The organism is Tessaracoccus sp. OS52, from assembly GCF_020687685.1.
Lineage (GTDB): Bacteria > Actinomycetota > Actinomycetes > Propionibacteriales > Propionibacteriaceae > Arachnia.
Genome location: NZ_JAJEWM010000001.1, coordinates 1,885,253 through 1,909,017, shown reverse-complemented (window position 1 = coordinate 1,909,017; position 23,765 = coordinate 1,885,253). Strand labels below are relative to the sequence as shown.

At 69.0% G+C, this 23,765-nt stretch carries 23 protein-coding genes; 14 read left to right on the top strand and 9 right to left on the bottom strand.

The annotated features are described in order from the left end of the window. Positions 1-6 precede the first annotated feature (6 nt). The 3 genes from LKO27_RS09035 to LKO27_RS09025 form a co-directional block, all read right to left on the bottom strand. A complete protein-coding gene (locus LKO27_RS09035; RefSeq protein ID WP_227737068.1) occupies positions 7-762 on the bottom strand; it encodes a DUF6576 domain-containing protein in 756 nt (251 codons plus the stop codon). A 118-nt stretch (positions 763-880) separates the two neighbouring features. Next, entirely contained in the window at positions 881-2,008 is a 1,128-nt protein-coding gene (locus LKO27_RS15585; RefSeq protein WP_227737067.1) for a L,D-transpeptidase family protein, read from the bottom strand. A 43-nt stretch (positions 2,009-2,051) separates the two neighbouring features. Then, positions 2,052-2,642 (bottom strand): dienelactone hydrolase family protein, encoded by a 591-nt coding sequence (locus tag LKO27_RS09025; protein WP_227737066.1) that lies wholly within the window; start codon positions 2,640-2,642, stop codon positions 2,052-2,054. 94 nt (positions 2,643-2,736) lie between these two features. Here LKO27_RS09025 and LKO27_RS09020 point away from each other — a divergent pair, with 94 nt between their 5' ends. From LKO27_RS09020 to LKO27_RS09000, 5 genes are all read left to right on the top strand, one after another. Beyond that, the gene (locus tag LKO27_RS09020) at positions 2,737-3,501 is read left to right on the top strand and encodes an enoyl-CoA hydratase/isomerase family protein (protein WP_227737065.1); all 765 of its coding nucleotides are present in this window, start codon (positions 2,737-2,739) and stop codon (positions 3,499-3,501) included. Beyond that, positions 3,498-4,331, top strand: a complete 834-nt coding sequence (locus LKO27_RS09015) for an NAD(P)-dependent oxidoreductase (RefSeq protein WP_227737064.1) — start codon at positions 3,498-3,500, stop codon at positions 4,329-4,331. The genes LKO27_RS09020 and LKO27_RS09015 overlap by 4 nt, the downstream gene beginning before the upstream one ends. A gap of 38 nt (positions 4,332-4,369) precedes the next feature. After that, entirely contained in the window at positions 4,370-5,629 is a 1,260-nt protein-coding gene (locus tag LKO27_RS09010) for a M18 family aminopeptidase (RefSeq protein ID WP_227737063.1), read from the top strand. Positions 5,630-5,648: 19 nt separating this feature from the next. Next, positions 5,649-6,722, top strand: coding sequence for a redox-regulated ATPase YchF (gene ychF, locus LKO27_RS09005; protein ID WP_227737062.1), 1,074 nt, complete (start codon positions 5,649-5,651; stop codon positions 6,720-6,722). Between the two features lie 101 nt (positions 6,723-6,823). Further along, a complete protein-coding gene (locus LKO27_RS09000; protein WP_227737061.1) occupies positions 6,824-7,387 on the top strand; it encodes a hypothetical protein in 564 nt (187 codons plus the stop codon). An 11-nt stretch (positions 7,388-7,398) separates the two neighbouring features. Here LKO27_RS09000 and LKO27_RS08995 read toward each other — a convergent pair whose 3' ends face one another. Next, positions 7,399-8,679 carry a glycosyltransferase gene (locus LKO27_RS08995; RefSeq protein WP_227737060.1) on the bottom strand — a complete coding sequence of 427 codons (1,281 nt, stop codon included), beginning with the start codon at positions 8,677-8,679 and terminating at the stop codon, positions 7,399-7,401. A 59-nt stretch (positions 8,680-8,738) separates the two neighbouring features. On the opposite strand from LKO27_RS08995, the gene LKO27_RS08990 reads away from it, so the two are divergent. The 4 genes from LKO27_RS08990 to LKO27_RS08975 are packed head-to-tail and all read left to right on the top strand — an operon-like array spanning position 8,739 to position 11,751. Then, positions 8,739-8,942, top strand: coding sequence for a DUF6191 domain-containing protein (locus tag LKO27_RS08990; protein WP_227737059.1), 204 nt, complete (start codon positions 8,739-8,741; stop codon positions 8,940-8,942). Further along, positions 8,939-9,568: a cation transporter gene (locus LKO27_RS08985; RefSeq protein ID WP_227737058.1), complete on the top strand. Its 630-nt coding sequence runs from the start codon at positions 8,939-8,941 to the stop codon at positions 9,566-9,568. Before LKO27_RS08990 ends, LKO27_RS08985 begins: the two co-directional genes overlap by 4 nt. Positions 9,569-9,612: 44 nt before the next feature. Further along, complete coding sequence (locus tag LKO27_RS08980) at positions 9,613-10,902, top strand: DUF222 domain-containing protein (RefSeq protein ID WP_227737057.1); 1,290 nt, start codon at positions 9,613-9,615, stop codon at positions 10,900-10,902. A gap of 27 nt (positions 10,903-10,929) precedes the next feature. Then, a complete protein-coding gene (locus LKO27_RS08975) occupies positions 10,930-11,751 on the top strand; it encodes a sulfurtransferase (protein ID WP_227737056.1) in 822 nt (273 codons plus the stop codon). Here the strand turns inward: LKO27_RS08975 and LKO27_RS08970 are convergent. Then, on the bottom strand, positions 11,748-13,667 hold the full coding sequence (locus LKO27_RS08970; protein WP_227737055.1) for a cation:proton antiporter: 1,920 nt from the start codon (positions 13,665-13,667) through the stop codon (positions 11,748-11,750). The two genes, LKO27_RS08975 and LKO27_RS08970, sit on opposite strands and share 4 nt — an antisense overlap. Before the next feature lie 94 nt (positions 13,668-13,761). On the opposite strand from LKO27_RS08970, the gene LKO27_RS08965 reads away from it, so the two are divergent. Together LKO27_RS08965 and LKO27_RS08960 are read left to right on the top strand one after the other, a co-directional pair. Beyond that, on the top strand, positions 13,762-14,958 hold the full coding sequence (locus LKO27_RS08965) for an amidohydrolase (RefSeq protein WP_227737054.1): 1,197 nt from the start codon (positions 13,762-13,764) through the stop codon (positions 14,956-14,958). Further along, positions 14,955-15,968 (top strand): LLM class flavin-dependent oxidoreductase, encoded by a 1,014-nt coding sequence (locus tag LKO27_RS08960; protein ID WP_227737053.1) that lies wholly within the window; start codon positions 14,955-14,957, stop codon positions 15,966-15,968. Before LKO27_RS08965 ends, LKO27_RS08960 begins: the two co-directional genes overlap by 4 nt. A gap of 8 nt (positions 15,969-15,976) precedes the next feature. Here the strand turns inward: LKO27_RS08960 and LKO27_RS08955 are convergent, their stop codons facing one another. The 3 genes from LKO27_RS08955 to LKO27_RS08945 form a co-directional block, all read right to left on the bottom strand. Next, positions 15,977-16,978, bottom strand: coding sequence for a deaminase (locus LKO27_RS08955; RefSeq protein ID WP_304650891.1), 1,002 nt, complete (start codon positions 16,976-16,978; stop codon positions 15,977-15,979). Between the two features lie 319 nt (positions 16,979-17,297). After that, the gene (locus LKO27_RS08950; protein ID WP_227737052.1) at positions 17,298-17,861 is read right to left on the bottom strand and encodes a winged helix-turn-helix domain-containing protein; all 564 of its coding nucleotides are present in this window, start codon (positions 17,859-17,861) and stop codon (positions 17,298-17,300) included. 50 nt (positions 17,862-17,911) lie between these two features. Then, positions 17,912-20,443 (bottom strand): RNA helicase, encoded by a 2,532-nt coding sequence (locus tag LKO27_RS08945; protein WP_227737051.1) that lies wholly within the window; start codon positions 20,441-20,443, stop codon positions 17,912-17,914. 30 nt (positions 20,444-20,473) lie between these two features. Between LKO27_RS08945 and LKO27_RS08940 the strand changes: the two genes are divergently transcribed. Beyond that, on the top strand, positions 20,474-21,259 hold the full coding sequence (locus tag LKO27_RS08940) for a phosphotransferase (protein ID WP_227737050.1): 786 nt from the start codon (positions 20,474-20,476) through the stop codon (positions 21,257-21,259). Here the strand turns inward: LKO27_RS08940 and LKO27_RS08935 are convergent. Continuing rightward, positions 21,252-22,271: a cation diffusion facilitator family transporter gene (locus LKO27_RS08935; protein ID WP_227737049.1), complete on the bottom strand. Its 1,020-nt coding sequence runs from the start codon at positions 22,269-22,271 to the stop codon at positions 21,252-21,254. The two genes, LKO27_RS08940 and LKO27_RS08935, sit on opposite strands and share 8 nt — an antisense overlap. A 56-nt stretch (positions 22,272-22,327) precedes the next feature. On the opposite strand from LKO27_RS08935, the gene LKO27_RS08930 reads away from it, so the two are divergent. Together LKO27_RS08930 and LKO27_RS08925 are read left to right on the top strand one after the other, a co-directional pair. Next, on the top strand, positions 22,328-22,786 hold the full coding sequence (locus LKO27_RS08930; RefSeq protein WP_227737048.1) for an ABC transporter substrate-binding protein: 459 nt from the start codon (positions 22,328-22,330) through the stop codon (positions 22,784-22,786). Further along, positions 22,783-23,760 (top strand): cation diffusion facilitator family transporter, encoded by a 978-nt coding sequence (locus LKO27_RS08925; protein WP_227737047.1) that lies wholly within the window; start codon positions 22,783-22,785, stop codon positions 23,758-23,760. Before LKO27_RS08930 ends, LKO27_RS08925 begins: the two co-directional genes overlap by 4 nt. Positions 23,761-23,765: the final 5 nt, after the last annotated feature.

Sequence of the window (23,765 nt, the reverse complement as noted above, 5' to 3'; positions counted from 1 at the left end):
CCCACGTCAGCCGCGACGTCGCAGCCGCAACTTCTCCAGCTCGGCGCGCTCGGAGCGGGTGAGGCTATCCATGCCGTGGGCGCTGATCTTGCCGAGCAGGTCGTCGAGGCGTTCCTCGTCCGAGGTGTGCCTGCGGTGCGCGCGCGAAGGGGCGCGGTGGCTCGGCCTCGTCGATGAACCGCCGGAGCGGCGACGCCGCCCGGGGATCCAGCCGTAGGCACCCAGCAGCCCCAGGCCGCGGGCGGCCACGGCCACCAGGAACAGGGCGATCAGGAGGCTGAACAGGCTGCCCCAGGCCCGGCCGGCAATCAGTTGCAGGATCTGGACGCCCAGGAGCACCGCCCCGATGACCCAGGCCGGAATGTTGAACAGGAAGCGGCGGGTGGGGTACTCGGCGATCCAGAGCAGGAGCACGAAGAACTCCACCAGGTTGAGGCCCACCACTCCCACTGACTCAGGAGCCAGAATCCCGACCAGCATCGTCGAGACCGTGAGGGCTCCCCAGATCCACAGGTACAGGCGCGCCATGGCAGCTCGGCCGATCGCGGCTTCCACTTGGGAGCCGAAGTACCACAGCAGGGCGAGGGTGAGCAGGCTCCACAGCGAGATCTGGTCCGGGACGGGCCAGGTGAACAGCCGCCACACCTCACCGCTGAAGACGGCACCGGGCAGCAGCGCGAGCAGCATCGGCAGCATCGGGAAGATCACCGAGGCCAGGATCCCGAACGCGCCCAGCGCCACGACGAATACGGTGGAGGTCACCTCCACCTTGCCGACACGGAACCATGCATCCCCCTGTGCCCGGGGTTCGAAAAGGCCACTCACAGGTACTAGGTTCGCACGACCTGCCAAATCAGGCGACGCCCGGGGCGGGTTCCCCTCACCGAATTGCTATCACGTCGCCCGGGTGGGCGTGCTGGAGCCAGGTGCGCATGTTCTCCTTGCTGATCGACACGCAGCCGGCGGTTGCGCCGGAGCCGTGGACGTGCAGGAAGATCGCACCTCCCTTGCCCTTGACGGCCGGGGAGCGGTTGTAGTCGATGACCGCCGCCAGGTCGTACTCGGGGTCATAGGTGATGAGGTGCTCGGACTCGGACCTGTCGAAGCCGCCGAGCCTGCCCTCGCGCCACTGGTTGTAGTAGGCGGAGAAGTTGTCGAGCACCCAGTAGGAGTCCTGGCCGACGTCGCGCCAGGCCAGCGCCGTGCCGGGGTTCGGGTCGGAACCGAACGCGTCGTGGACCGTGAACTCGCCAACCGGCGTCGTGAGCGTGTCCTGCTGCCGATCCGCTGCGGGCGCCGTCCCCCGGGCGCCGATCCGGCCCGTCGTGTCGCGCAGGACCGTGCGCACGTCGCAGGAGGTGCCGGGCACCCGCTCCACCATCGTCACGACGGCGCCCGTGCCGCTGGTGCGGACAGCGGTAGCGGTTGTGCGGGTGGCGAGCAGGTCCATCCGGATGCCGTCGACGGTGACGGTGCAGCTGCGGGGCGTGGCGACGTCGGGTGGGTTGGACGTGGTGCCGAACTGCACGATGTTGTTGAACACCCACAGGTCCTCCTTCACGTACCGTCCCGCACGCGTGACAACCACAGTGGCGCGGATGAACGAGCGGCAGCCGTTTGCGCCCGTCCACTCGTCCTTGCAGGAGGTCCGCCACTGCCTGCCGTTGGAGGTGAAGGTCCCGGTGTTCGCCAGGGGGTTGCCACCCCAGGCCGACTCGGGTGCGGGCAGGTAGGTCAGGTTGTTGAAGGCCCAGCCGTTCACCACCTCGTAGCCGACCCCGGGGTGCTCGTGGATCTGGGTGGCCCAGATCTCGCTCTCGCAGCGGTGGATGGTGGAGGTGTACTTCTCGCACCAGGTGCGCCACTTGCGGCCGTCCACGGTGTGCTCACCCGGTGTGGTGTAGACCGACCCGGAGTCCGCCGAGGCCTGGGGGAGCGGCGCCGCCAGGATCATCGGCCCGGCGGCCACCAGGAGTGCGAGGACGAGACGGGTGAGGGACCTTGTCACGAATTTGTTCCTTACTTGTCGTTGGGGTGGCGCAGCGGGCTGCTCAGTGGATCCGTTCCAGGAACTCCAGCGAGCGTTCCACCACCAGCGCCGTCGCGCGGGGGTCATGGGAGGGTAGTGAACTGTCGATGAACAGGTGCCTGTCGCCGGGATAGGTGTAGACCTCCACCAGTTCGGAGCCCACCGCGTCGCGGATCTCCAGGGCTGCGTCGAGGTCCCCCTCGTGCGCGAAAAACGGGTCATCGGCCATGCCGTGCACCTGCAGCGGCACTGTCTTCGGCCATGGGCCGAAGGCCCACTCTCCCGTGATGGGGATGCATGCCTCGTACAGCAGGGCACCCTTGGCGCCGGGCAGGGTCTGTGCGAGGCGCTGCGCGTGCATCGCGCCCCAGGAGATGCCTCCGAAGACCGCACCCTCGCGGACGTCGGCCAGGGCTGCCTCGACGCGCTGGCCGGCCGTCTCCTCGTCGAGGGCCTCGGCGAAGGCGACTCCCTCCTCGATGGAGTCCGGAAGGGCGCCGTCGAACAGGTCTGGTGTGAGGACACTGTGGCCGGCGGTGCGGAACTTGTCCGCGAACTCGCGGACGCCGTCGGTCAGGCCCTGGACGTGGTGGAACAGTACGAGTGTGGCCACGATGACTCCTTTGCCTGTGGAGTCCACACAGTAGTTCCCCGCAAGCTCATCCGCACCGTAGGGTTGAGGCCTCACCGCCGCGAAGGAGCGCTCCGTGACAGATCCAATCCTCGTCTCCCTCTCCGATGGACTCGCGCGCCTCACGCTCAACCGGCCGGAGCGGCTGAACGCGTTCAACGTCGACCTCGCGCACGCGTGGCAACGTGCAGCGGTTGACGTGACCTCACGCGACGACGTGGGCGCCATCCTCGTCGACGGCGCGGGCCCGGCCTTCTGCGCCGGTGGGGACGTGGTGGAGATGGCCACGGCGATGGGTTCGGGATCCGACATCACCGCGTTGGCCGAGACGATCAACGCCGGCATTCAGGCCCTGACCGAGTCCAGCATCCCGGTCGTCGCCGCCGCGCACGGCACCACCGCTGGCGGTGGCCTGGGGATCCTGCTCACCTCCGACTACGCGGTGGCGGGCACGGATTCCCGGATCGGCAGCCTGTATGCCCGCGTCGGGCTCACCCCGGACCTGTCGGTCACCGCTCAACTGGCGCGGGCCGTCGGCGAGCGCAGGGCACTGCAGCTCGTCCTGTCGGACCGGCTGTTGTCGGCCGAGGAGGCACTGGCCTGGGGGTTGGTGGCGGAGGTGGTGGAACCGGAACAGGTGCAGGCCCGAGCGGTGGAGGTGGCGCGGTACTGGCTGGACAACGCCACGGGCGCCTACGGCCAGGCCAAGCGGCTCATCCGTTCCCGGCCAGGGCGTTCCTTCGCGGCGCAGTTGACGGAGGAGGCGCGAACCATCGGCGCCATCTTCGACACCTCCGACGCCCGCGCACGCGTGGCCGCCTTCGCCCGGGGCAAGTCGTGACCGGCACGCTCGCCGGGCGCACCCTCCTGATCTCCGGCGGGAGCCGGGGGATCGGGCTCGCGATCGCGCTGCGCGCGGCCGCCGACGGCGCGAACGTCGCGCTGCTGGCCAAGACCGACACGCCCCACCCAAGGCTCGAGGGCACCATCCACACCGCGGCCGAGCAGATCCGGGCGGCGGGCGGACGGGCGCTGCCAGTCGTCGGGGACGTCCGCAGCGACGACGACATCGCCAGGGCCGTCGAGGCCACCCTCGCCGAGTTCGGCGGCATCGACGTCGTGGTCAACAACGCCTCCGTGATCGACCTTTCCCGCACCCTGGACCTGGCACCGAAGAAGTACGACCTCATGGCCGACGTCAACGTCCGCGGCACCTTCATGCTGTCGAGGGCCGCCATCCCCGCCCTGCGGGGAAGCAGCAACCCGCACATCCTCTCCCTATCGCCGCCACTCAACCTTGACCCGAAGTGGCTCGGAGCCCACACCGGCTACACGCTGGCCAAGTACGGCATGACAATGGCGACGCTCGGCCTGGCCGCCGAGTTCGCCGCCGACGGCATCGCAGCCAACACGCTGTGGCCCCGCACCACCATCGCCACCGCCGCCGTGCAGAACCTGCTGGGCGGCGACAGGCTGATGGCGGCCAGCCGAACGCCCCAGATCTACGCCGACGCCGCCTACGAGGTCATCATCCGGCCGGCCCGGGAGTTCACGGGGAACACACTGATCGTCGAGGACGTCCTGGCCGAGGCCGGCATCACCGACCTCTCCGGGTACGCCGCTGTGCCGGGTACTCCGGATGACAGGCTGTTCCCCGACATCTTCCTGTGACTGGTCAGGTGACGATGCTTCGGTGTTGACTGGGACGCATGCTCTCCGATGCCGCCAGCCACCTTGACGACCTGGCCTCGTACGTGGTCGCCTCACCCACCTCCTACCACGCCGCCGCCACAGCAGCGGAGCGGCTCGAGGCGGTGGGCTTTCTCCGCGTCGACGAGAAGCGCGCCTTCCCGAAGGTGGGCGGGAAGTACTTCGTGGTCCGCCACGGCGCCGTCGTGGCCTGGCTGCAGCCCAATGACCTGGGGGCCGACGCGGGCTTCCGCATCGTCGGCACGCACACCGACTCGCCGGCGTTCAAGGTCAAGCCCGGCGAACTGCTGACCAGCGCCGGCTGGAGCCAGGTTGGCGTGGAGGTCTACGGCGGCATGCTCCTCAACTCCTGGCTGGACCGCGAACTCGGGATCGCGGGGCGGATCGTGACCCGCGACGGCGCCCAGCACCTCCTGCGCACCGGGCCCATCGCACGGGTCCCGCAACTGGCCATCCACCTGGACCGCGGGGTCAACGACGGCCTGAAGCTGGACAAGCAGGGCCACACCCAGCCGGTCATCGCGCTCGCGCCCAAGGGCGGGCTGTTGCTGCACCTGTGCGAACTGGCAGGCGTGCGTCCCGCTGACGTGGCGCTCCACGACCTGTACCTCTTCGACGTCGCCCTTCCCGCACGCTTCGGGCTGCACGACGAGTTCTTCGCCTCGGGCCGGCTCGACAACCTGTCCAGCACCCACGCCGCCCTCGCCGCGATGGAGGCCGCCCAGCCGGGAGACGACGTCGCGGTGTTCGTAGCCTTTGACCATGAGGAGGTCGGCTCCGCCACCAGCTCCGGTGCGGCCGGCCCGATCCTCGAGGACGTGCTGGTCCGGATCGCCTCGGCCGCCGGGCTCGACGTCGACGGCACCCGCGCGATGCTCGCCCGCTCGTCGTGCATCTCCGCCGACACCGGCCACGTCGTGCACCCCAACTATCCCAACCACCATGACCCGGTGGTCCGGCCGCTGCCGAACAAGGGGCCGCTGGTGAAGCTGAACGCCAACCAGCGCTACGCGACCGACGCCGTCGGTGGAGCCATCTGGCTGGAGGCGTGCGACCGGGCCGAAGTCCCAACCCAGCCGTTCGTCTCGAACAACGCGGTGCCGTGCGGCTCGACCATCGGACCCATCACCGCGACCCGGCTGGGGATCACGACGGTCGACGTCGGCATCGGGCTGCTCAGCATGCATTCGGCCCGGGAGATGTGCGGCGCCGAGGACCCGCACCACCTCGCCCGGGCCATCGCCGCCTACTGGGCCTGAGCGCGTACACTGCTCGCTTGTGGCACTCACCATTGGAATCGTCGGCCTCCCGAATGCCGGCAAGTCAACCCTGTTCAACGCACTGACCCGCAACGACGTGCTCGCGGCGAACTACCCGTTCGCGACGATCGAGCCGAACGTCGGGGTGGTCGGGGTCCCCGACGACCGGCTGCCCCAGCTGGCGAAGGTGTTCAACTCCGAACGGATCGTTCCCGCGACGGTGAGTTTCGTCGACATCGCAGGCATCGTGAAGGGTGCCTCCCAGGGTGAAGGCATGGGCAACGCGTTCCTGGCCAACATCCGCGAGGCCGACGCCATCTGCCAGGTCACGCGCGTGTTCCAGGACGAGGATGTCACCCACGTCGACGGCCGCGTGGACCCCGCCAGCGACATCGAGGTCATTGCCACGGAACTGATCCTCGCGGACCTCGCCACCGTCGAGAAGGCGCTCCCGCGCGTCGAGAAGGAGGCGCGGATCAAGAAGGAGTCGCAGCCCAAGCTCGCCGCGTACCAGGCCGCGAAGGACGCGCTGGAGGCAGGCAAGGGCGTCCGCTCCGCGGGGCTGGACCTGGACGAACTGCGCGACCTGTTCCTGCTGACGTCCAAGCCCTACATCTACGTGTTCAACTGCGACCAGGACGAACTGGCCGACGAGGCGCTCAAGGACCGCATGCGCGAGCTTGTGGCCCCCGCCGAGGCGATCTTCCTCGACGCCAAGTTCGAGTCCGAGCTGGTCGAGATGGAGGAGGACGAGGCCCGCGAGTTCCTCGCCGAGATGGGCGTGGAGGAGCCGGGCCTCGACGTGCTGGCCCGGGTCGGCTACGACACCCTCGGCCTCCAGAGCTACCTCACTGCGGGGCCGAAGGAGTCGCGCGGCTGGACCATCCCCAAGGGCGCGACGGCCCCCGAAGCTGCGGGCGTCATCCACACGGACTTCCAGAAGGGCTTCATCAAGGCCGAGGTGGTCAGTTTCCACGACCTCATGGCGGCCGGTTCGATGGCTGCGGCGAAGGCGGCCGGCAAGGTCCGTCTCGAGGGCAAGGACTACGTCATGGCCGACGGCGACGTCGTCGAGTTCCGCTTCAACGTGTAGCCGCGCCATACCCCCGACGTCGTGACCCACGGGCGTGTAGCGTGCGCCCCATGAATATCATGCGCAGTCCTTTGATGCGCGGAATCGCTTTGGCGGCTTGCGTGGCGCTTGTCCTGATCTACTGGGAGGCGCGCGGGGTCTGGTTCTGGGTCGGGGTGGTACTGGGCGTGGGCAACGTGATCGGAATCCTGGCGGGCAGGATGACGGCAGGCAGTCAGGATACGGAAGTCGTGAAGTTGGAAGATCAGGAACGCGACAGCGAGTCGTATCGACTGGAGGATTTTCTCGGGTCACCGGGAGTGCGGGCGGCGTTGGGTGCGGGCCCGTCGCTCTGGCAACAGGTCAGCTACCTCGAGGACGAGGCCTTCGAACCGATCACGGCGGAGGAACTGGCGGGCTACGTCTGGCTGGAGAACCACGACGGCTGGGAGATCGGGCTGGACGACGACGCCAAGCCGTACCTGGACCTCGACGTCGACGAGGAGGACGACCGGGTGGTCAGCGTGTTGAAGTCCCATCCCGCGGTCGCTGACGCGTACCACGAGGACCGCGAGGTCTACCGCACGGAACTGCGCGGGCGCATCAGCGCGGAGGAGTTCGCCGCGCTGGCAGCGCGCGCCCTGGTGGAGCACCACAACCACGCCCGCTCGGGAATGGACGCCTAGCCTCCGGGCCCTCAGGCCCGGACGAGTTCACCGAGCAACTGCGCCCCGAGCGTCGCGGCGTCGTAGCTACGGCTTTCGCGAGCGAGGCGCTCGGAGGCCCTTCGCCGTTTGGCCGAGGTCATGACCCGCCGGATGGTGCGGCGCAGCAACCACGCCGGTGGCCGGGTGGTGCGCAGGCTGGCACCGACGCCCGCCCAGGCCACCCGCGCTCCGATGTCCGGCTTCTCCTCGGAGTTGCCCGCCTGCACGATCGGAACCCCGGCATCGACGGCGAGCGTCACGCCCGTGTATCCGCCGTTCGTGACGAACAGGTCGGCCTCCGCCAGTGCGCCGACGTAGTCCACACGGCTCATGGCGGTGACGCGGCCGGGCCAGCGGTTCCACGTCCCGTCGCCGACGCCCGCAACCAGCACGTCGAAACCCTCAGCCACCAGCGCCTGCGCCGCGGGCAGCACCAGCTCCCGAAGGTCCGGCCTCAGGGTCCCCTGCGTGACCAGCGCGAGCGGTCGGCTGCGGTTTGCGCGTGCCAGGCGCGGAGGCAGGGGGTCGCCGACGGCGTGCGCGGGGCCGAGCGCGCCCACGAAGCGGATTTCGGCGGGCAGGTTCTGCCGCGGGTACTCGAATCCAGGTGTGCAGCCCTGCAGGTGCAGCTGCGACGACATCGTCGCGTGACGCCAGGAGGTGGCGGGCTCCGCACCCACCGCGCGCCGGAGGTCGTGGAGGTCACCGAACAGCGGATCGAAGACCCAGCGATCGATCGCGGCCTGGACATGGCGGTTGCGGTGGCGCCCAGCCGGGCCGCCCAGCGGGGGCAGGCCGGTTCCGAACGGGGGAGTGTCCTCGTCCCACCACAACAGCGGCCCGTCGCCGAAGGTGGCCCACGGCACTCCCCATCCGACGGCGAACAGGCCGGCCGCCGGGATGAGGGTGTCGGACAGCACCGCGTCCACGCCGAGCCCACCGGCGAGGCTGCGCAGTTCCCCGAGTTGCGCCGCCGCCCTGCCCACCACCTGGTCGCGGTAGAGGCTGCGGACGCGTCGCAATTCACCTGTCCGTGATGAAGCCAGACCGGTCTCGAACCCAGCGGACGTGTCCCCGGAAGCCGACAGGTGCTCAGCCCCGCAGCGCGCGACCTGGTCGGCGAAGCGGTCGGCGGCGTACCAGAGAACGCGATGACCCGCACCCACGAGGCCGGTGACGAGCTTGCTGGCGTTGAGGGTGTGGGCCGTGATGGCTGTGCTGGCCACCAGGTAGGTCAGGGGCTTCCCGTACGATCCTTGGACGGGCGTCATCGCCACACACTAGTGCGGGCGTCTCCAGACGTATAGTCAGTGCATCCCAGGAGGCGCCAATGACCGACTTCTTCTCCATCTTCCAGCCAGGGATGCAGCACGTCCGCGAGCAACGAGATCTTGAGAAGGTCTTCTTCGTGGAGTCGCCCGACGGGGCCCCTGGCGGTCCGCAGTTGATCGACTTCGAGTCCGGCAGAGTCACCATCGTCGTGCCACCCAAGGACGATGATCCCGAGCCGGACGCCAGCGAAGGGGACAAGTGACGGAGGCGCTGCATCGTCGGGTGCGACTCATCGTCGCATTCACCATCGCGTACAACGTGGTCGAGGCGATCGTCGCCCTGTGGGCCGGCACGCTCGCCTCGTCGGCAGCCCTCATCGGCTTCGGGCTGGACTCAGTGATAGAGGTCACGTCCGCGGTCGCCGTCGCCTGGCAGTTCACACGGAGGGACCCGGAGCGCTGGGAGAAGGTGACCGTCCGGGCCATCGGGATCGCCTTCTTCGCGCTCGCCGCCTACGTGAGCGTGGACGCGGTCCTCGCCCTCTCCGGATTCGGTGAGGTGGAACACAGCCCCATGGGTATCGCGATTGCTTCCCTCAGCCTGGTCGTGATGCCGGCCGCCGCCTGGCTCGAGTTCCGCACCGGGCGAGAACTCGGCTCCCGCAGTGTGCAGGCCGATGCCAAGCAGTTGCTGCTGTGCGTCTACCTCTCGGCCTCCGTCCTGGTGGGGCTCGTGCTGAACTCCCTGTTCGGATGGGCGTGGGCTGACTCGGTCGCCGCCTTGGTGGTGGCCGTTCTGGCTGTCCGGGAGGGAATCGAGGCCTGGCGCGGCGACGTCGAGTCCCCGCTCGAAGTACTCGAAGCATTGGGCAAGGAACAGAAAATATAGAACAGGTGTTCCAATCTGACCCTCTTTCGTGGGACAATTGGAGCATGAAAGAGTTCGCGGCCGACGCGCTGGAGAGAGTTCAGGATGAGGCGCGCCTGATCAGGGCAGCCGAGGTCCGCCAGTCCATCGCCCTTGCCGAACTCGCCGAGTCCTACTCGGTGAACATGGACGCGCTTGTGCCTGAGCTCGCCGAGAAGACCATCCATCCCGGCGACGACGGCACCCCCGGCGTCTCGGAGTTCCTCTCCCTTGAGCTGGGGCCGGCACTCGGGATGTCGCGTCGGACCGCCTTGGAGATGGTGGCGGACGTGCTGAACCTCAAGCATCGGCATCCGGGCATCTGGGATGCCTATTGCCGTGGCGCCATTCCCAGATGGCAGGCGGCCCGTCTGGTTGACCTGGCCAGCAGTCTCAGCGCGGAAGCGGCCGCGTGGGTGGACCAGCAGATCGCCTTCAAGGTCGGCAGGGTGGCGTTCCCCAGGCTGAAGCGGATCATGAGGGGCCTGGTCGCGCAGGCGGATCCGGAACTGTTGCGCCGTCGCGAGGAACAGGCCCGCGACGGTCGTGAGGTGTTCATCGGGAACCACGACGCCGGCTCGGCCGACATGTACGCGCGCCTGGCGTCGAGGGACGCGAAGGCGCTGGACAAGACGTTGAACGAGTTGGCCTGCGCGATGGCGGAGGCTGGGGATGAGCGCAGCCGCCAGCAGCGTCGGGCATCAGCGCTCGGGCTGCTCGCGGACCCCGCAGCCGCCCTGGCCTGGCTCGAGGGGTCCGGGCCAACCACCGCCGGCGCGCCTGCAAGCGGCGGGCGCGGCCGCAATCGCGGGCGCACCGTCGTCTACGTCCACCTGTCCGAGAGGACACTGGCGGAGCCGGATTCCGGCGTCGCGCGGATCGACGGCCTGGGGCCACTGACCACCGCCTCGCTGCCCGAGTTCCTCTCCGGCACCAACGTCACCCTCCGGCCGGTCGTGGATGACGCAACGGTGGCCGCGGTGGACTCGTATGAGATCCCGCAGCGCATCCGCGACGCCGTCCATCGGCGCTCTCCGGCGGAGGTCTTCCCGTTCAGCTCGCTGTACTCGAAGTCGCTGGATCTGGACCACGTGGCTCCCTTCGCGAGGGGAACCGGTTGGCAGCCCGGTCAGACGGGGATCGACAACCTCGCACCCCTGTCCCGCCTGGTGCATCGGGCCAAGACGCTTGGCGCCTGGCGGGTGGAGAAGACCAACTACGGGCACTTCTGCTGGACGTCGCCCCTGGGGCGCAAGTACACCGTCGGGCCGGCCGGGATGACCCGGACGTCCCCGGTTCCACGCGTGCGCAGGTAGGCCGACTGGCCGGGTATCGTGACGGCAATGTCCACACTGATCTCCGCCGCCGAACTGCAGGCAGACCTGGTTGCCGGCGGCCGGCCGCGCATCCTCGACGTGCGCTGGTCACTCCAGCAGCCCGACGGCATGCCCCGCTTTCTCGACGCGCACCTTCCGGGCGCCGTCTACGTCGACCTTGAGACCGAGCTGTCCTCGCATGGCGAGCCGGCAGATGGCCGCCACCCGCTGCCCTCACCCGAGGACCTGCAGGCCGCTGCGCGGCGCTGGGGACTCGACGATGGCGACGACGTCGTCGTCTACGACGAGAACACGGGGGTCCCCGCCGCGCGCGCTTGGTGGCTGCTGCGTCACGCCGGGCATGAGCGCGTACGTATCCTCGACGGCGGCCTCGCGGCCTGGCGGGTGGCAGGGGGAGCGGTCGAGTCAGGACCGGTGGAGCCCACCGCGGGGACGGTGGAACTGTCGTGGGGTCACATGCCTGTCATCGACATCGACGCTGCTGCCCGTTTCCCCGAGCAGGGCACGCTGCTGGACGTGCGGGCCCCCGAGAGATACCGGGGCGAGGTGGAGCCCATCGACCCGGTCGCAGGCCACATCCCCGATGCCATCAACGCTCCCAACCTGGACAACCTGGCCGCCGACGGCCGGTTCCTGCCGCCGAGGGTCATCCGTGAGCGCCTCACGGCAGCCGGCGTGGACGATTCCCGCCCCGTCGCCGCCTACTGCGGGTCAGGGGTCAACGCCGCACACGCCATCGCCGCGCTGGAACTCGCCGGGTTCGAGGCCGCACTCTTTCCCGGCTCGTGGTCCCAGTGGAGCAACACCCCCGGACGCGCCGTCGCCTAGGAGTGGCCCGTTGCCTGGCCCGGCACCAGCGCGACCAACGTGATTCCGTCGCCCTTCAGCTTGCTCTCTGCTGTCACCACCTGAACCTGGCCATCCTCGAGCGTGAACAGGAGCACGACGTCGTCGCCCCAGCGTGAATGGAAGTCCGCAAGGGTGAACTCCGGTGTCAGCTTCGTCCTCTTGACGACGAATCCGCGGTCCATCAAGTCCTCCAGCTCCTCGTGAGTTCGGGCTGGCTGGAAGCAGATCCTGGCGTTCAGGTGAGATGCGGCCTTGGTTCGCGCTCCACCGAGGCTGCTCTTCTCCTCCGGGCGCTGAAGCTGGAAGACGTTGGCGCGCCCCAGGACGTGTGCGAACTCGCGGGCCGCAGTCGCGTTGACCTCGTCGTCGGGGGTGGCGGCGATGAGCGTCCTGATCCCCGCCAGTTCCATGTCCTTGACCGCGTAGTCACTCAGGATGTTTGCTGTGACCGATTTCAGCCCCGCACGCCTGGCCGCCGAGAGTCTGGCGTACTCGCGGTCCACGATCGTCGTCGTGACGTCTGCCTCGTCCAAGGTCTTGGCCATCTCGACGATCCACCTGGCCCCGCCCACGAACAACACTCCCTGAGGCGACGTGGTGGCCAGCCCGAGCCGCTCTGCGAGGCGTCCGACGCCGAGGCCGTAGATCGCCACGGTGCAGACGATCACCAGGAACACCAACGGGACCACGTCGGCTGCCTGCTCGGAAAGGACGGCCAGATTGGTGGCTCTCTCACGCAACCTTTCGGCCTCCTCCCCGGAGGCCAGAACCGCCTCCTCGACGGCACGCTCGGCCGCGTGGAGGAACTCGAGGCCGAAGATGCTCGCCACCGCCGCCGCGACGATGCCCCGCGGAGCCATGAACGCCAGCAGTCCGCGTTCCTCCCGGGACACGTTGGTTCCCCACAGCCCCAGCAGAATGCTCACCGGCCGCACCACCACCACGAGTAGGGCCACGAACAACAGGCCCTCAGGCGCGACGGCCAGGACCTCGGCGGGGGCGATCCGGCCCGCGAGGATCAAGAACAGGCCCCCCACGAGCAGGACCTGGAGGTGCTCGGTGAACTCCTGCACATGCCGCAGGTGGAGACCCGGGCGGTTGCCCAGGTAGATGCCGAGCACCGTCACGGTGAGCAGGCCGCTTTCCGGCTGGATGGCGTTGGAGGCCGCGAGGGCGCCGATCGCCACGGACAGGAAGACCACACCGTGCAGGAAGTCGGGGATCAGATGTCGCTTGACCAATTGTTCCAGTGCGAAGCCCAACCCCAGGCCAAGGACCGACGCGACCGCCACGGTCAGCGCCAGGGAGCCGACGAGCTGGGGCAGGGCATCGCCGCCCCGGCCGGCAAGCACCCCTTGAAAGACCAGGACGGCGAGGATCGCCCCGATCGGGTCCACCACGATGCCTTCCCATTTCAGCAGCGCCCCGACCCTCCGGGTGGGCCGAAGCGTTCGCAGGATCGGGGCGATGACGGTGGGCCCGGTGACCACGAGGATGGCGCCGACCAGTAGGGCGATCTCGAGCTGGAACCCGAGCAACCAGGCCGCCGCGGTGATGAGCGCCCAGGCGATGACGACGGTGATCGTGAACAGGCGCAGCAAGGGACGGCCCAGGTCCCGGGCGTCGCGCAGCCGCAGTGACATGCTGCCCTCGAACAGGATGATCCCGACGGCTAGCGTGACGCCGCCGAACAGCACGTCGCGCCCCAGGATCGCGTCTGGCCCCACGAGCTGGCCGAGGCCGAATCCGACCACAAGCAGCAGCAGGATGGAGGGCACGCGCAGCTGCCAGGCCAGCCACTGGCACACGGCGGCCACGACTGCGACGATCGCGAGGTAGCCCGCGGGGTCGAGCGTCGCCAGGGCCTGGGTGAGGGACAGCCAGATGTGCTCCACACCGCAACCATGCCAGTTGCGGGCCGGTTGGCGCGGAACCCCTGATGGCGCAGTAGCGTTTTTCTGACGGAGTGGCAACTGGTTGGAGGCAACCATGAGTGTGGCGGAAACCGTCCTCGCTGGACTCGAGGGCATCACGGGCTGGCAGGAAGAGCTGTACAAGGACCTGCACCGACATCCGGAGTTGTCGATGCGGGAAACCCGCACCGCGGGGCGCATCTCGTCGGAACTTGGCGCCTTCGGCTACGAGGTGCTGGAGGTCGGGGGCGGGGTGGTGGGCATCCTGCAAAACGGTGATGGTCCGTGCGTGCTCTTCCGTGCCGTCTTCGATGCGCTGCCAGTCACCGAGGCGACCGGCCTCGAGTACGCCTCCCAGGTCGACGGCGTGATGCACGCCTGCGGTCACGACGCCCACGCCGCGACGGCGCTGGGCGCCGCCCGGCTCCTGGCCGAGCACCGGGAGCTGTGGGCTGGCACCTACGTCGCGCTCTTCCAGCCGGGAGAGGAGACGGCTGAGGGGGCGCGGTCCATGGTCGAGGCCGGGCTGGTCCAGCAGATCCCGCGCCCGGACGTCGCGTTCGCCGCGCACGTTCTGGGAGTGGTCGACTCGGGCCAGCTCGCCACCGCCGCAGGGCCGGTGCTTTCTGCCGGGGACTCGGTGCGGATCACCGTGTTCGGGAAGGGTTCGCACGGCTCGATGCCGCAGCACGGGGTGGACCCGGTGGTGCTGGCGGCCTCCATCGTTATGAGGCTGCAGACAATCGTCTCCAGGGAGATCTCCCCGAGCGACTTCGGGGTGGTCACCGTAGGCAGCCTCCAGGCCGGCTCGAAGAGCAACATCATCGCCGACCAGGCGGTGTTGCTGGTCAATCTGCGGACCTACGACATGGCGGTGCGTGAGCGAATCATCGCGGCTCTGGAACGGATCGTGCGGGCGGAATGCGACGCTGCAGGCTCACCTCAACCTCCGACGTTCGAGTACTACGACCAGTACCCCCTCACCAGAAATGACCCGGCAACCAACGCCCGCGTCACGGAGGCCTTCCTGGCGCACTTCGGGCCGGACCGCGTGGCCCACCTGGCCCCAGTCCCGGCCAGCGAGGACTTCAGCACCATCCCCGATGCGCTCGGGATCCCGTACACCTACTGGGGGGTGGGCGCGTTCCTCCCGGGACATGAGGTGTACCCCAACCACAACCCCAGGTTCGCGCCGGCCATCCAGCCGACCCTCGCCACCGGCACCGAGGCCATCGTGGTGGCCACTCTTTCGGAGTTTGGAAAGCGCTCATGAAGAAGATCGGATTCCTGTCCTTCGGGCATTACCGCGACGTCCCCGGGTCCCCGGTGGCCTCCGCCGGCGCGACGCTGCGGCAGCACGTCGAGCTGGCGCGCGCGGCTGACGAACTGGGCTTCGACGGCGCGTGGGTGCGGGTGCACCACTTCGAGCAGTCGCTGGCCAGCCCGTTCCCGTTGCTGGCGGCCATGGCCGCGGTGACCACGAACCTGGACGTCGGCACCGGCGTGGTGGATCTCCGGTACGAGAATCCGCTCCACATGGCGGAGGAGGCAGCCGCCACCGACCTGATCAGCGACGGTAGGTTGCAGCTCGGAGTCAGCCGGGGGTCGCCCGAGCACGCCGCCGACGGCCAGGCCCGTTTCGGCTACAGCCTCGGCGACGGGGAGACCTGGTCCGACCATGCTCGGGCCAAGCTCGCGGTCTTCCGCCGCGCCATCGCCGGCGAACCCATGGCAAGGTCCCACGTCGCGGCGCGCAGCGGTGGCGACCCGGACCTGCCGGTGCGCCCCCTGAGCCCCGGGCTTCCCGCACGGATCTGGTGGGGCGCCGGGACGCTGACCTCAGGGGAGTGGGCCGGTGAGCAGGGCTTGAACCTGCTCAGCTCCACCCTGCTGCTGGCCGAGGACGGCCGGCCGTTCCACGTCCAGCAGGCCGACCAGGTCCGCTCCTTCCGGGAGCGGTTCGCCGCTGCGGGCCATGGCGCCGGCGGCCTGGCCGCCGTCACCCGGCCGGTCTTCCCGATCACGTCGGGCCTCGACCAGCGATTCTTCGGCCTGCACGGCGGGACCGGGGACTCGGTCGGGGTCCTGGAGAACACGCCGGCGCGTTCCGGGCCCGAGCTGGTCGGGTCCATCGACGAGGTGGCCGAGCAACTGCGTGCCGACGACGCCGTCGCCGAGGCCGACTATGTCCTGTTCGCCTGCCCCAGCCAGCTGGGCGTCGACTACGTCACCCACTGGATGGAGAACCTGGCGGCCGTCGCGCGTGAGCTGGGCTGGAAGTAGCCGTCTCGTCAGTAGGGGGTCCGGTCGTGCTTGGTCAGCCAATCGTCGAACACGTCCGTGGCGCCCTCGACGGCCACCTGGTGGAACGGCAGGGACCGCTGGTCCGGCGGCAGGCCGATCTCGTCGTAGATGAAGGCGTCGCTGAAGCCGGCACGTTCGGCGTCGTGCTTGGTGGTGGCGAAGTACACCGCCGCAGGGCGCGCCCAGTAGAGAGCCCCGAGGCACATGGGGCACGGTTCGCACGAGCAGTAGACGACGGCGCGGTGCAACTGGAAGTCCGCCAGCTTCGCGCACGCCGCGCGGATGGCCACCACCTCGGCGTGCGCGGTCGGGTCGTTGGTGCTGGTGACCTGGTTCCAGCCCTCGGCCACCACTTCGCCGTCGAGCACCACCACCGCTCCGAAGGGGCCGCCGTCGTCGGCGTCCAGGCCCCTTCGGGCGAGCTCGATGGCGTGCTGCAGGTGGCGGGTGTGCTCGGCGTCGGGTCCGTTCACGTCCTGCAGGTGATGTGTCAGTTCGTGGGAGAAGTACAGGCTCAGGGTGGCGACGGTGAACCCCGCCCCGTCGCTGCGCCGCCCCCGGCTGGCCCACTGCTGCGGGGTGAGGCCGCCGAGCACGGCTGTCGTCTTCTCGACGTTGCGGGCCAGCTCGTCGGCCACCGCCCCGGGCCTGGCCATCCAGTACCGCTCGTCGATGGCCACCTGGTCCCCGTCGAAGTCAGCGAAGACCGGATCCTTCGTGGAGAGCATGGCCGTGGCGCGTTCCTCCCAGACCGCGATGATGTCGCGGACGTGGCAGGCATATTCGAGCGGAGACCAGACGGCCTCGGTGGGGCGTTGTGCGGCGTCGGGCCGCGCGAGAACCGCTGCCCAGCGCCCCACCGAGTCCGTGAGCCGCTGCACGGACTCAGCCGGCTCGTGGGGACGCCAGCCGCACTCGTCGCAGCCACGTTCGAGGACCTCGAGCCAGTCCCGGGTGTCCGGAGGAGGAGGTTGGGGTGCTGAAGTCATGGCCACCACCATACGCACTGACCCCGCCACTGAACCTAGGCCGAGCAGACCAGCGGTCGTGCCGCGACGGAGCGGCGTCGCCGCGGACGGAGACGAAGCCAGCCCCAACCGAGACGCCGCCGCCTGGGCTGCGCCGGGGGAAAGTGTTCGTCATAGGTCAGATCTGCCATTGGGCGGCCGGTGTTGCGACCCACCAGGCCGAGAACATCAATTACGTGCGGTCCCATTTGCCCGTCCCTTCGAGCAGGAGGTGTGCTGACACGTAAAGGCTAGATCCTAAAGAGAGCTTTAGCAATAGGTATTGCGCAAGAAGTCTTGATCATTGCGGATCGGCGTAGATGAGGGACAGTGCGTGCACCCAGCGGGCACCGGCCGGACGCTGGGCGGCGTCGCGCCTGTCCTTGAACCGGACGAGGACCTCCATGATGTCGGCACCCAACTGGGCGGTCTCCTCGGCGGTGGCCCAGAAGCCGACGTTGGAGACCTGGGTGGCCTCGAGCCACTCCATCGACTCCTTCTCCACGTGTGCCATGGCGCGCTGGAAGCCCTGCACCCGGTGGGAGGCGCTGAGCACGGCGAGTTCGGTGGAGGCGTGCATCGTCTCCGGGACGTCCGGATCGGCCTCGGTCTTGAACCCGCCCTGGCCAGCTCGTCTCCAGGGCCGCTCCCGGCCCCGTGATTGCGCCCGCTCGATGTAGCCGTACTTCTCCAGCGTGCGCAAGTGGAACGAGCAACTGGCGACGGACTCCCCGGTGAACTCGGCGCATTGCGTGGCCGTCAGCTCGTCGTGCTCGGTGAGGAGGTCCAGGAGTTGCAGGCGAAGGGGATGGGCCAGGGCGCGGATCCGCTCCGGTTCGTGCACGATCAGCTGGTCAGCGTTCATCGGTAAAGCTTAAGCCTTGTTGCGCAACGATTCTTTAGCAGGGCGGCAACTCAGTCGTGTCGGGCGAAGCTCAGGGTCTGGAGACGGAGCTCGCCCGCCTCGTCGGAGGCGTCGAGGTCAACCTGGGCGTGGATGGCCCAGTCGCGGTTGCCCGCCGGGTCGTCGATGACCTGCCGGACGAGCCAGATCCTGCCGCTCCGCTGCGGTTCGACGTCGAAGAAGGCCGGCCCGCGCGAGTCCGGGCCGGTCCGGATCTCCGAGTGCTCGTCCCAGTAGCTGCCGAGCGCCTCGTCCCAGCGCTGGCGCGTCATGGCCGAGCCGGAATCGAGCGTGGCCAAGGCGTCGACGTCGTCGTCGGCTGCCAGTTCCACCCTCCGCCACAAGGCGTTTCGAACCATCACGCGGAAGGCCCGTTCGTTGCCGGTCACCGGTCGTGATGGCGGTGGGACGTCGTCGTCGAGCGTGACCGCGTCCTCTCCGGCAAGCGCGTTCAGCGCCGCCCACTCGTCCAGCAGAGAGGAGTCAACCAGCCGGGTGACCTCACCCAGCCAGGCAATCAGGTCGCCGAGTTCCTCGTTGCGGAAACCCTCCGGCACCGTCTGGCGCAGCGCCCTGTAGGCGTCGGACAGGTAGCGCAGCATCAGACCCTCGCTGCGCTGCACCTTCAGGTGCGCGACGTACTCGCCGAAGGTCATCGCCGCGGTGTACATGTCCCTGACGATCGACTTGGGGGAGACCGGCGTCTCGAGCAGCCAGGGGTGCAGCGCCCCGTACTCCAGGTGAGCGTGGTTCAGCTTCTCCTCAAGAGGCTTGGGCCAGGTCACCTCGTCGAGGATGGCCATGCGCTCCTCGTACTCGTAACCATCCGCCTTCAACTCGGCGACGGCCTCGCCACGGGCCCGGAACTGCTGCGCCAGCAGGATGGTTCGCGGGTCCTCAAGGGTGGACTCGATGACGCTCACGACGTCGAGCGCGTGCTCGGGTGCGTCGGGGTCCAGCGTCTCGATCACCGCGAGGGCGAACGCGGACAACGGCTGGTTCAGGGCGAAGTCGTGTTGCAGGTCCACATTGAGCTCGTAGCGTCGGCCGGTCGGGCTCGGCTCCGGCAGCCGCTGCACGACGCCCGCCCTGATGAGTGAACGCCCGAGCGACGCGGCCCGGCCCAGCAGCTTCCGCCGCGCCTTGGGGTCCTCCACGCAGCTGTCGACCAGCCGCACGACTGCGGCCGCGATGTCGCCGTCGCGCTGCAGCAGGTTCAGCAGCATCGCATGGGTGACGCGCATCCGGGCATGCAGTTCCTCGGGCTCGCTCTCGATGAGCTTGCCGAAGGTGGACTCGGTGTAGTTGACGAAGCCCTCCGGGGGCTTCTTGCGGCGCACGGACTTCAGCTTCTTCGCGTCGCCTTCGTGTCTGGCGAGGATCCTGGCGTTCTCCACCTCGTGCTCGGGGGCCTGGGCGACGACGTATCCCACGGTGTCGTAGCCGGCCCTCCCCGCGCGGCCGGCGATCTGGTGGAACTCGCGGCTGCGCAGCTGGCGCTGTCGTCGCCCGTCGAATTTCGTCAGCGAACTGAAGAGCACGGTGCGGATGGGCACGTTGATCCCCACACCGAGGGTGTCGGTCCCGCAGATCACGGTGAGGAGTCCGCGCTGGGCGAGTTGCTCGACGAGCCTGCGGTACTTGGGCAGCATCCCGGCATGGTGCACGGCTATTCCGGCCCGCAGCAGCTTGGACAGCGTCGCGCCGAACCCCGGGGAGAACTTGAACCCGGCGAGCGCCTCCTTGAGGGCCTCCGGGGTGGCGGTCCCGGCCTTCTTGATGACGCCCTGGCTGAGCAGTGCCTGCGCCTGCTCGGCCGCGGAGGCCTGCGTCGGGTGGACGACGTAGACGGGAGCCTGCTGGTCGGCCACCAGCTGGGTGATGGTCTCGTGGATCGGTTCGAGTGACCAGGAGTACTTGAGCGGCACGGGACGTTGCGCGCCACCGATCACCGAGGTGGGCCGCCCGGTCCGTTCCTCCAGGTCGTTCGCCAGCCGGCTCACGTCCCCGAGCGTGGCGGACATGATGATGAACTGCGCCTGGGGCAGTTCCACCAGCGGAACCTGCCACGCCCAGCCGCGGTCCCGGTCGGCGATGAAGTGGAACTCGTCCATGATGACCTGGTCAACCACGGCAGCGCGGCCCTCACGCAGTGCGATGTTCGCGAGGATCTCGGCAGTGCAGCACACGATTGGGGCGTCCGGGTTCACCGATGCGTCGCCCGTGACCATCCCGACGACCTCCGCGCCGAACGTCTCGCACAGCGCGAAGAACTTCTCGCTGACCAGGGCCTTGATGGGTGCCGTGTAGTAGGTGCGGCCACCGGTGGCCAGCGCGACGTAGTGGGCGCCGGTGGCGATCAGGGACTTCCCGGAGCCCGTGGGGGTGGTCACGACCACGTTCGCGCCGGAGAGGATGTCCACCAAGGCCTCGTCCTGGTGTGGGTACAACTGGAGCCCGTCGCGCCCGGCCCAGGCCACGAACGCCTCGTAGAGGGCGTCGGGATCCTTGCCGGTGGCCTGGAGGGTGTCAGTGAGAGTCATCGCACCTGTGATCCTGCCAGACTGGGACCCATGGTCGAACCGGACGAGGTGGAGAACCCGTTGTCGGGCGGCGACGTGACCGACGGAATCGTCCGGGTGGGCGACACCGTCCGGCGTCCAATGGGGCCGCATTCCAACTTGGTGCACCGCGTCCTGCGGCACCTGGAGGAGGCTGGCGTCGAGGGCGCACCCAGATTCCTGGGAATCGATGCCGCCGGTCGTGAGATCCTCTCCTTCGTCGAGGGCGACGTCGCGGGGCGCCCCTGGCCGAGCTGGGTGGGCGACCTCGAGCGGGGCTTGTCGGTGGCCCGCCTGGTGCGTCGCCTCGACGATGCCATGGTCCCGTTCGGTGTCCCGGCCGACGCCCCCAGCAGGCCTGGCCCGCCCGCCACCTTCATGGGCCACCGCGACATCACTCCCGAGAACACCGTCTTCACCGGTGGGGTGGCGCACGCGCTGATCGACTGGGATCTGGTCAAACCATCGTCACGGGTGGAGGAGGTCGCCAACCTGCTGCTGTGGTGGGCCGGCTGGATGGCGCCAGAGGATCGAGACCCAGTCTTCGACGGCGTGGACCCGGCCGAGCGTGGCCGCGCCCTGGTCGACGCCTACGGGCTGGGGGAGGAGGACCGAGTCTGGGTGGTGCCCGTATCGATCGCGATGGCGGACCGCAGCTGGCACACGATGAAGGACGCGGCCGAACGGCGCGGCGGCGGGTGGCGTCGGATGTGGGACGACGGCGTCGGCGACGTCATCCGGCGCCGGGGCAGGTGGTTGCGGGCGGAGCAGGCGGCGCTCCACCGCGCGCTCACCTGAGGCCGCAGGCGTGTACCGTCGCGTTGTCCAGGTGCGGAACCTCCCGCAGGAGGTGTTCCCGCACGCGGTGCGCCACGGCATCGCCGTCGACGTCGAACCCGGGCTCCACCTCGACCTCCACGTCCGCCTCCATCCGGTGCCCGAGCCAGCGGGCGCGCGCCCGGCGAACGCTCAGCACGCCGTCGACCCGCGCCGCCTGCGCCTCGATCAGGTCAAGGGTGCCGGGTTCCACGCCGTCCATCAGGCGGTGGATGACCGTGCGCATCGAGTTGTAGAGCACCGCGAGGATCACGGCGGCGATCACGAGGCCGACGATTGGGTCCAGCTGGGGCAGTCCGACCCAGGCGCCCACCACGCCGATGATGACCGCCAGCGAGGTCAGGGCGTCGGTGCGGGCGTGCTGACCCTCGGCCACCAGGGCGGCCGAGCCGATTCGCCGCCCCGCGCGGATGCGGTAGCGGGCCACCAGTTCATTCCCGGCCGCGCCGATGATCGCGGCGGCGAGCACCCAGCCCAGGTTGGTCAGGTCTCGCGGGTTGCTGATGGCGCGCACCGACTCCCAGATGATGATCGCCGCGGAGATCGCCACCACCAGACCGATGAAGAGCCCTACGAGGTCCTCGGCCCGCTTGAAGCCGTAGGGGAAACGACGGGTGGGCGCCCGGCGCCCCAGCCGGAAGGCGATGATCAGCGGGATGGTGGTGGCCAGGTGACCGAGGTTGTGGACGGTGTCGGCGAGCAGTGCGATCGACCCGCTGAGGGCGACGATGACGATCTGCAGCAGCGCCGTGGCGCCCATGCCGGCGAGACTGATCCAGGCTGCCCGGATCCCGACGGCGCTTGCCTGTTCCGCGGTCTGGATTGCCTCGGTGTGGTCATGGCTGTGGGGGATGAGCGCGTGCCGCAGGCGCGACCATGAGCCGGTGCCGGTGCCGTGGTCGTGGTCATGGTCGTGCTCATGGTGGTCGTGCTCATGGTGGTCGTGCTCGTGGTGGTCGTGCTCGTGGCTCATGGGGCCATTCTCCCAGCTTCCGAAGTGCGGACCCGCCACCACCCTAGGGTTGGCCCATGACGTCTAGGTGGTGGCTGGTCGTCGTCGCGCTGGTCGCGACGCTGTTTCTTCCAGGTTGCTCGGAGCCCGAGTTCCCACGCGATCCTGAGGGAACCTTGGTGCGCGCGATGGGGGGCGAGTTGCGCGTCGGCGTCTCGCCCAATGAGCCGTACACGGACCGGGAGGCGGAGATCATCTCCGCCTGGGCGGAGTCGATCGACGCCGAGATCGTCTGGAGCGAAGGCGCGGAGAGCGTGCTGATGGAGGAACTCAAGCTGGGGGAGCTGGACGTCGTCGTGGGGGGCCTCACGGCGAAGTCGCCCTGGACGACGCACGCGGCGCTCACCCGCCCGTACGCGGAGACCACCGGACCGGACGGGAAGAAGGAGAAGCTGGTGATGGCTGTCAGGATGGGGGAGAACGCCCTGCAGTCCAGCCTTGAGCGGTTCCTCATCGAGGAAGGGCTGCAGCCGTGACCCGGGGCATCCACTCCTCGCTCCCGGCCAAGCAGCAGGAACTGCTGCGAAAAGCCATCCGTCTGGAGTGGACAAGCATCGTGGTGATGTCCCTCATCGTGGTCGCGGTCGGCCTGGTGGCGGGGCAGTCCCAGGCCATGCGGACGGCCTTCGCCGAGGACATGCTGGCAATCCTGCCCCCGGCGGTCTTCCTGTTCGGGATCTGGCGGGCACGGATGAGCCGGGATCCGGAGCATCCCTACGGGCACCACCGCGCGGTCGGGGCGGGACACCTGGTAGCCGCGGTCGCGCTCCTGGTGATGGGGATCTCGCTGGTCTACAACGGCGCGTCCGGCCTGCTGAAGGGGGAGCATCCGCCCATCGGGGTCGTGCCCATCGGAGGCTTCACCATCTGGGCGGGCTGGCTGATGATCATCGTGATGGCGATCGTCGCGATCCCGCCCATGATCCTGGGACGGCTGAAGATGAAACTGGCCGAGCCGCTGCACGACAAGGTGCTGACCGCGGACGCGGACATGAACAAGGCTGACTGGACCACCGGGCTGGCCACCATCGCAGGCGTGACGGGCATCGGCTTCGGGTTGTGGTGGGCGGACTCCGTGGCCGCGATCCTGGTGGCGACGTCGATCCTGTGGGACGGCGTCACCAACATTCGCAGCGCGGTACGAGACCTCCTCGACGGCCGGGCCACACCCATCGACTCCGACGAGCCGCACCCCGTGGTCGGTCTGCTCCAACTGCAGGCTGACCGGACGGATTGGGTGGACCGTTCGACCGTCCGGGTGCGGGACATGGGGCATGTGTTCCACAGCGAGGTGTTCGTGGCGCCGACGCTGGGGACGGACCCCACGGTGGACCAGATCGAGGAACTCCAGCGCCGGTGCTCCGAGGTCGACTGGAAAACAAGCGACACCGTCGTGGTTGTCACCCACCACCTTCCGAAGGACTTGGTGCCTCCGGAAGGAGGGGCGTGACACCC

What these genes read in the sequence shown, in the direction of transcription:
- LKO27_RS08980 (WP_227737057.1), top strand. Translation starts at nt 9,613, where the DNA reads ATGAAAGAGTTCGCGGCCGACGCGCTGGAGAGAGTTCAGGATGAGGCG.
- LKO27_RS08935 (WP_227737049.1), bottom strand. Translation starts at nt 22,271, where the DNA reads ATGAGCCACGAGCACGACCACCACGAGCACGACCACCATGAGCACGAC.
- LKO27_RS08960 (WP_227737053.1), top strand. Translation starts at nt 14,955, where the DNA reads ATGAAGAAGATCGGATTCCTGTCCTTCGGGCATTACCGCGACGTCCCC.
- LKO27_RS08940 (WP_227737050.1), top strand. Translation starts at nt 20,474, where the DNA reads ATGGTCGAACCGGACGAGGTGGAGAACCCGTTGTCGGGCGGCGACGTG.
- LKO27_RS08950 (WP_227737052.1), bottom strand. Translation starts at nt 17,861, where the DNA reads ATGAACGCTGACCAGCTGATCGTGCACGAACCGGAGCGGATCCGCGCC.
- LKO27_RS08975 (WP_227737056.1), top strand. Translation starts at nt 10,930, where the DNA reads ATGTCCACACTGATCTCCGCCGCCGAACTGCAGGCAGACCTGGTTGCC.
- LKO27_RS08965 (WP_227737054.1), top strand. Translation starts at nt 13,762, where the DNA reads ATGAGTGTGGCGGAAACCGTCCTCGCTGGACTCGAGGGCATCACGGGC.
- LKO27_RS08995 (WP_227737060.1), bottom strand. Translation starts at nt 8,679, where the DNA reads ATGACGCCCGTCCAAGGATCGTACGGGAAGCCCCTGACCTACCTGGTG.
- LKO27_RS09010 (WP_227737063.1), top strand. Translation starts at nt 4,370, where the DNA reads ATGCTCTCCGATGCCGCCAGCCACCTTGACGACCTGGCCTCGTACGTG.
- LKO27_RS08955 (WP_304650891.1), bottom strand. Translation starts at nt 16,978, where the DNA reads ATGACTTCAGCACCCCAACCTCCTCCTCCGGACACCCGGGACTGGCTC.
- LKO27_RS08930 (WP_227737048.1), top strand. Translation starts at nt 22,328, where the DNA reads ATGACGTCTAGGTGGTGGCTGGTCGTCGTCGCGCTGGTCGCGACGCTG.
- LKO27_RS08990 (WP_227737059.1), top strand. Translation starts at nt 8,739, where the DNA reads ATGACCGACTTCTTCTCCATCTTCCAGCCAGGGATGCAGCACGTCCGC.
- LKO27_RS08945 (WP_227737051.1), bottom strand. Translation starts at nt 20,443, where the DNA reads ATGACTCTCACTGACACCCTCCAGGCCACCGGCAAGGATCCCGACGCC.